The organism is Halomonas sp. TH-94, from assembly GCF_057473365.1.
This window is the reverse complement of the sequence record NZ_JBYCKL010000013.1, coordinates 70,634-77,975: the sequence shown is the minus strand read 5'-3', so window position 1 is coordinate 77,975 and position 7,342 is coordinate 70,634. Positions and strand designations below refer to the sequence as shown.

Genomic DNA, 7,342 nt, shown 5'->3' with positions numbered 1-7,342 from the left:
TGCATTCGAGTCGTCTATTTTTTGAATAATAGTCAACTAAGACCGAGATCTTGCCGACCCTGAAGCCTCCGTTCTCTCGACTGCCCCTCACGTCCAGGCGTCCCCATCGCCTAGCCGTGGCGACGCTGATTCCCCGTTCTTTCGCCTTTTGTCACACCTTCGGCCTGACGGTCTGGATCGCCTTGGCGGAGGATCGCGGCTGGTCGTTGCTCTCTCCAGGCCTGCTACTGCTGCTGTGGCCCGTGGTGGCTTACGTTCATGCGGTGAATGCCCAGAATTCCAAACGCGCCGAGTTCAGGAACATGTTGTTCGATAGTCTCTTGTTCGGCATGTGGTGCAGCTTTTTGGATTTCTACGTGCTGGCGACGGTATCGATCGGTTTGGCCTGCTTCATGAACAACATGGTCGTGGGCGGGCTGCGCAGAATGTTGCTATCCGTTGCGCTGTTTGGCGGTGGTGCCTTGGGCTGGAGCGCATTGGCCGGATTCGAGTTCCGTCCGCACGTCAGTGTTGGGTTGGATATCTACCAAGGCGCAGGTGCAGTGGTCTATTTCCTGGCCATCGCCCAGGTGATGTACGGTCAGAACAGGCAGCTTGGCCGCAGTTTACGGGAGATCAAGTTTCAGAACCGTGTGTTTCATGCCCTGCTCAGCCTTGGGAGCGTGGCCAATCGAGCGTCTGATATCCACTCGCTGTTGAACGACTCCCTGAGGCATCTGCATAACGATTTCCCGGAATACGGGTTTGCCGTTTTCCTGCAGGAGCGCCAACGCCCCACCGTGACACGTTACGCTGCCGTGGCCGGCCTGCGTTTGAGCCCCGAGGATGAACGTCACTTCGGCAAGCTGCTGGCCACACTGGATGGAGGCCAGGAAACTACCGTCAAGCTCCGTGAGAAACAGGAAGGGGAGCAGCTTTACGCCACTTCCATGGCAGGGCGCCTGAGCCACTACGAAGGGTGGCTTATCGTCCGTGCGCCACAGTTGGACAGCGCCCTGGAGCGCATGTTGACGCTGTTCGTCGATCAACTGGCGGCAGCCACCGAGAACAAGCTGCTCAACCTGGCATTGAAACGCACGGCCGAACGCGACGGTTTGACCGGGCTCTACAACAGGGGCTTTTTCGAATCGGTGCTTCAATTGAGCATTCAGAGCAAAACCCAGCCACCGGGACTGGATTTCGCCGTGTTGATGATGGACGTCGATGGGCTCAAGAAGGTCAACGACCAGTATGGGCACGTGGCCGGGGACCAGATGATTACCCACGTCGCCGAACGCTTGAAAATGCAATGCCGGGAAGATGACGTTCTAGCCCGCTACGGGGGCGATGAATTCGTCATTCTGTTTCCCTCGGCGGACCTGTCAGCGCCCAGACGGGTGGCAGAATTGATCAGGACGCACCTGGAGGGCCAGCAGTGCATCATTACCACCACCAACGGGACGCCCGTGGTGGCGGAGCTACGCCTGAGCTTGGGCAGTGCCAGCTCTACCGAAGTCCCTGCCCAGGAAGTGCTCACCCTTGCCGACAACCGCATGTACGACGACAAGACCGAGCGTCGCATGCAGCGCTCGCTCGGCTGAGTGTATCCATATCAGAGCGCTTCGACAGCGACTGAACATACCTTTCTGCGGCTGAGCCCAAGGATGAAGAACGCTACGACGCCGTAGGCCAGGGCGGCAGCCCCAAACGCCCAGGAGTAGCCTGTTATCGTGTCGGCTTGCGTCGCCGCAATCGACATCAATACGGCAAGCCCAACGGTAGGCCCCAGCTCCATGGCCGTATTCATCACGCCTCCGGCAAGCCCCGCCTGACCTTCCGGTACGTTCGTAGTCGAGAGCACCGCCGAGCCGGAGAAAATCAGCGATATCCCCGCTGCCAACAGCAACTGCCCGGGCAGAAGTACGCTCACATAGGCGGTGTCATGAGCGATTGCCGTCAGCAACGCGAAACCTATGCCAGCGATAACAAAGCCTGAGCAGCTGATGCTGACCGCCCCCCACCGCTCTACCAGCGATACGGCAACATGGTTTGCCGCCACCAAGGTGATGGCAAAAGGCAGGAACGCCAGCGCTACTTGCAGGGGAGACCAGCCGCGGACTTGTTGCAGGTAAAGAGTGAGAATGAACTCGATCAACACCGAGCCGGCGGCTGCCAGCAGCATTCCGCCTAGTCCGGCGATACGGCACGGCTCCCGGATGAAACCGGGCGGCAGCAGCGGATGACGGACCCTACGCTCGACCATCAGAAAGCCTACCAGGAGCGCAATGCCAACCGCCAGAGGACCGAATACGCGGCCGGAAGCCCACGCATAACTCTCGCTGGCGATCAGGCCATAGCTGGCCAGAGCTATCCCCAGGGTGGCGAGTAATGCACCTAGGGGATCGAGCCCTAGGTGCCGTGTCTCGTGGCGCTCCTGCGGCAACCGCCCCCGTGTCAACAAGAACGCGGATACTGCGACCAGCACGGGGATGCTGAACATCCAGCGCCAGGAGAGCCAGGTCGTCACGATGCCTGAAGCGATAAAGCCCAGCAGCGCGCCAAGCACGGAGACACCGCCCCATATGGCCATGGCCTTGCCATAGGCCGCTGGCTCAGGAAAGATCGCCCGCAGCAGAGCCATGGCGGCAGGCGCAGCGAGGGCTGCCCCCATGCCCTGGGCAAAGCGCATGCAGACGAGAAGCTCGAAGGAAGGCGCCAGCGCGGCACCCAGCGAGGCACTGCCGAAGATGGCCAGCCCCATGTAGAAGATTCGCTGCCCGCCGAAGCGATCCGTCAAACGACCACCAAACAGCAGCAGTCCACTGAACGGCAAACCGTAGGCTACCTGCAGCAGAAGCAACTCTGCCGAGCCAAGCGAGAACTCCAGCCCTAACCTTGGCAGCGGCACCATAATGAGCGCGATCGTGAAAATAAGCGTCGCCTGTACCATAGCCAGTATCCTGAATGCGAAGCCTGCCTCAGACGCGACTTTGCGCTCCAAGGATGTCGTATTCGGAGCCATTTCTTTTTCTCCCTTTAGCGCCCTGAGCCGGATCGAAGCGCTGAAATATGTATTTCGCTTAAGCCTTGTGGAGTTACAGCTAGGCAAACGGCGCCCAGGTATACGCCGCCAGATAAAGGCCGATGGCAAAGGAGACATGCGCAGCAAGACTTTTCACCTGAGTGATACCTGGCTTTGATTTGCGCGTGCCGGCAATGCCAATTCCGAAAGCGGGTTGCATGACGAAGAAGGGAATCACGACAGTGCCGACACCCACGATCAGAGCCGGCCCCAGCGTAGGGTTGCTCACCCATTCCAGCCCCCAAAGCGAGATCAGCAGGGCGGCCAAAATGATGCCGATGGCGTAGTGCACGACCCAACCCCAGGCACGCTCGCCGGCAACGGGCTGTGCCGCCATGATGGAGTCGTGATGGAATCTGCCTTGCGAGAAGTGGCCTAACCATCTCGCCACAAGGGCATAATCGAGTGGCGGCGCATGAAATAAGTGCTTCTGAATCCAGCCCCATGCATCCATCACTAATGTGGCGCCAATACCTATCACTACGGAGTGCAGGAGTATTTCGTTAACTTCGTGCATGATTAAACTCGTCATTTGTCCACGACGGTTTCACTGTACGAATTCAACTGAACTTGAGGTCAAGCGTGAAAACTCTGGATATTGCAGAAGTCGCCAGGCGCTCCGGCCTACCGGCCTCTACCCTGCGTTACTACGAAGAAAGAGGACTCGTCCGCTCGGTAGGAAGAAACGGCCTGCGGCGGGTGTTCGCGGAAAACGTTCTGGAGCGATTGTCGCTGATTGCGCTCGGGCAGAGCGCTGGCTTCACCCTGGAGGAGATCGGCAGCATGCTCGGTATCCAGGGCGGGCCCGATATCGATCGCGCTCGGCTGCTTGCCAAGGCCGACGAACTGGACCGAACGATTCGTCGCCTGACAGCGATGCGGGATGGCCTTCGCAATGCCGCCGCCTGCCCTGCCCCGAGCCACATGGAATGCCCGACATTTCAACGCCTGTTACGTCACGCCACCCGGCCAGCCGAGAGCGGCGCAAGTAGTGGACGACACAGCCCCAAGGGGTAGCCTGCTGGTCCGTGCCGTCATGGGACGCACGCCAGCAGGCCAGACTCACCTCTTGCCGACCTTGAACTCCAGGCTGTAGTTATTCAGCAGCGGCGGCATCGGTTTGCTGCTCAGCAGGCGAGTCGGTGGGTTGAGTTGGTACTCCCTGCCCTGCAACAGTTTGGCCAGCATGTTGCTGGTCACGGTCAGCACTACGCGCCGCCCGGGGCAGATACCGGTGCCACCGCTGAAGGGTATCAACGGCCATTGGTCCAGGGCATTCGGCTCCAGCCAGAGGTCGGGGTTGAAGCGGTCGGCTTCGTCCAGATGGCGATCATCGCGATGGAAGTAAGGTGCCAGGATGAGAATCGAGGTTTCGGCCGGCATGATACCGTTCTGCCACTCGGTCTCTTCCGTCGTCTGACGCAGCACCATCGGCGTGGTGGGCCACAGACGCAGCGACTCGAGAACGCAGGCACGCGAGAAATCGAGCTTGGGGGCCGGTTGGCCGGAACTCTCGGCGATATCGGCCTGGGCTCGCTCGGTTGGCTCGGGATGAGCAGCGAGCAGCGCCAGGGCGCGGAAGGTGGCCATGCCTGCCGGGTCGAAGGCGAACAGATACTGGGGTACCTGATGTTCGGGCTGGGTGGTGTCGCTGGTGGGCAGGCGTGCAATCTCCCCTGCCAGACTACCCTCCTCCCCGCGTTCGATATAAGCGCGCACTCGGTCGAGGAACTCATCCTTAACACGATCGTGCCCCGGATGAAAAAAGGCCCAGTTACCGGCACTGCGCAGCTTCTCGAGCATTTCCGTCAGGGCATGGTCGTCACGGGCGGTATCGCCCAGTACCACGCGACGAACGACGCGGTTCCAGGTCGCCTCGAACATGTCCCAGTCGAGCTTGCCGTCGTGCTGTTCGACGAGGGTGAGTAGCTCTTCGGCTTCCTGTTCGACAACCTGGACAAAGCGTGCTCCCAGGCCGTGCACAGGGCATTCGCTCTGCAGCACCTCTTCATTGAACCGACGGCGCTCGGCACGCTCAGGCCCGTGAGAGACAAGCGACATGTCGGGCTCGAAGTGCTCCAGCGCTTTACGCTTCGCCCACTCTGCCGTGGCAAAGGGTTCGGGGGTTTCGTTGAGCACACGGTTGGCGTCATCGGGGTCGAGGATAAGCGCCATGGGCTTACCCTCGGGAGTATTCAACATCAATGGGCCGGAGCCATACTTCTCGTTGAGCTTCTGCAAACGGCGAATGGAACGCTCGTCGAGACCTAGCTTCTCCGCCATGCCGACCACCTTGGGCCGACGGATGATCACGCCTTTGGCGATATTGGGTACGAAAACGTCGCCCATCACTGCCAGCGTTTCACCAACGGTGGCAGTGGGCAAACGGCTCTGAACGGAATCCTTCGTCATGACGCGCTCCTTTTTACGGCCCTTCCTGAACCGCAGTCTAGCTCCCCCTTATGGCTAAATTTCTCGATTAAACAAATTTTTACAGCTGCTTACCGGGCCTTCGGCCGCCACTTCGCCTTCAGAATTCACTCCACTCCTGTTCTGCGGCGGAGCGCTGGTGCGATGCCGTGGGCTTGGGGTCCGTCAGCTGCACGAGGCGCTTGTTCGCGGCTGTGTTTCGAGCTGTATCGCTGCTCTTTTCGCGTAGCTTTTCCTGGGGCGCAGGGTTTGCCGCAGCCGGCGCGGCGTTGGCATCGACGCGGAACGTGGCAATGAGGGCAGCGAGGCTGCTTGCCTGGTTCTCCAGCGAGGCGGCAGCAGCGCTGGTCTGCTGCACGAGCGTGGCATTCTGCTGGGTCACCGAATCCATTTCGGTCAGCGCTGCGTTGATCTGCTCGATGCCGCTGTTCTGTTCCCGCGTAGCTGTCGAAATTTCGGCCATCAGGGCGGTGACCTGCCGAATGGAGTCGACAGTGGCATTGATGGTTTCGCCGCTGCGCTCGGCCTGCTCGGCACCGCTGGTGATCTGACTGGTAGTGGCCTGTATCAGATCGCGAATCTGCTTGGCCGATTCCGCGCTGCGGCTGGCCAGAGAACGCACTTCGCTGGCCACCACGGCGAAGCCGCGACCCTGCTCACCCGCTCGTGCCGCCTCGACCGAGGCATTGAGCGCCAGGATATTGGTCTGAAAGGCGATGGAATCGATCACACCGATGATCTCATTGATGCGCTGGGCGCTGCCGGAGATCTCACGCATGAGCTTGACGGTATGCTCGACTTCCTGGCCGCCGGCCTCGGCGGTTTTGGTGGCGGATGCGGAAAGCCGATCGGCTTCGATGGCCGTTTCGGTATTCTTGCTCACCGTGGAGGCCATCTCTTCCATACTGGAGGCGGTCTGCTGAAGCGCAGCGGCCTGCTGCTCGGTGCGCGAGGAGAGATCCTGGCTGCCCGAGGCAATCTCGCCGGCGCCGGTAAAAACGAATTCGCTGCTCTCGCGCAGCGACACCACCAGCGTCTTGAGCTTCTCCTGCATACGCCCCAGGGCGCTGAAGAGCTGGCCGATCTCGTTGCGGCCACGGTCCTCGATGCGCGCTGTCAGGTCGCCGCCGGCAATACGTTCGAAGTGGGCGATGGCATCCCGCAAGGGTGTCACGACGGCACGCATCATGGTCATACGAATGAGCAGAGCCGCCAGCAGCGCAAGAACCAGCATGCCGATGGCAGCCGCACCGACGCGATCACTCAGCGTTTCCACAGCCGCGATGGCAGCATCGCCACGCTGTTCGCTGTATCCGATGAACGCCTCCATGGCGATATCGAGCTGCGCCCCGAGATCAGCCAAACGGCCCTGCTGTCGCTGCACCAGGAACGGTGCGGCATCCAGCAGCGGCACCAGCCCTTCGTTGACATAGGCATCGTACGCTTCCGTGATGGCCGCGACGTAAGGCGCCCGGGTGTCTGCAGCATCGATGGGGATCTGGCGAAATTCAGCAAAGCGCGCCTGAGCTACCGCCACGGCCGCCTCGGCCATCTCCTGATTCTCACGGCCGAGTTCAGGGTTACCTTGGGCGCTGTGCGCAGCGAAGCGGTCCAGGAAGGTTTGGGCCCGCAATACGTTGACCTGGGCCCGATTGGCCAGGTTGGAGAGCTTGACGTTGGTCTCCGCCAATTCATGCAGCGCCGACTCGCTGGCGGCGTTCGAATAAAAACCCAGGCCGCTGATCAAGCCGATCATCAGTACCAGCGCCGCCAACGCCCCCGTCAGGCTCCATTTGATGGATAGATTCTTCATCGTACCGTCCCCTGCGCCGAATGTTGTCCATTCATTCG

At 60.6% G+C, this 7,342-nt stretch carries 6 protein-coding genes; 2 read left to right on the top strand and 4 right to left on the bottom strand.

The genetic code is table 11. The annotated features are described in order from the left end of the window. The first annotated feature begins 50 nt into the window (after positions 1–50). On the top strand, positions 51–1,580 hold the full coding sequence (locus AC2VNO_RS02730; protein ID WP_486932699.1) for a diguanylate cyclase: 1,530 nt from the start codon (positions 51–53) through the stop codon (positions 1,578–1,580). 11 nt (positions 1,581–1,591) lie between these two features. On the opposite strand, the gene AC2VNO_RS02725 is transcribed toward AC2VNO_RS02730, so the two are convergent. Together AC2VNO_RS02725 and AC2VNO_RS02720 are read right to left on the bottom strand one after the other, a co-directional pair. Beyond that, positions 1,592–3,001, bottom strand: a complete 1,410-nt coding sequence (locus AC2VNO_RS02725) for an MFS transporter (protein WP_486932698.1) — start codon at positions 2,999–3,001, stop codon at positions 1,592–1,594. Positions 3,002–3,080: 79 nt separating this feature from the next. Beyond that, entirely contained in the window at positions 3,081–3,578 is a 498-nt protein-coding gene (locus tag AC2VNO_RS02720) for a DUF2938 domain-containing protein (protein ID WP_486932697.1), read from the bottom strand. Positions 3,579–3,643: 65 nt separating this feature from the next. Between AC2VNO_RS02720 and AC2VNO_RS02715 the strand changes: the two genes are divergently transcribed. Next, entirely contained in the window at positions 3,644–4,078 is a 435-nt protein-coding gene (locus tag AC2VNO_RS02715; protein ID WP_486932696.1) for a helix-turn-helix domain-containing protein, read from the top strand. A 45-nt stretch (positions 4,079–4,123) separates the two neighbouring features. Here the strand turns inward: AC2VNO_RS02715 and AC2VNO_RS02710 are convergent, their stop codons facing one another. Together AC2VNO_RS02710 and AC2VNO_RS02705 are read right to left on the bottom strand one after the other, a co-directional pair. Then, a complete protein-coding gene (locus AC2VNO_RS02710; protein WP_486932695.1) occupies positions 4,124–5,473 on the bottom strand; it encodes a cytochrome P450 in 1,350 nt (449 codons plus the stop codon). 118 nt (positions 5,474–5,591) lie between these two features. Continuing rightward, entirely contained in the window at positions 5,592–7,304 is a 1,713-nt protein-coding gene (locus AC2VNO_RS02705; RefSeq protein WP_486932694.1) for a methyl-accepting chemotaxis protein, read from the bottom strand. Positions 7,305–7,342: the final 38 nt, after the last annotated feature.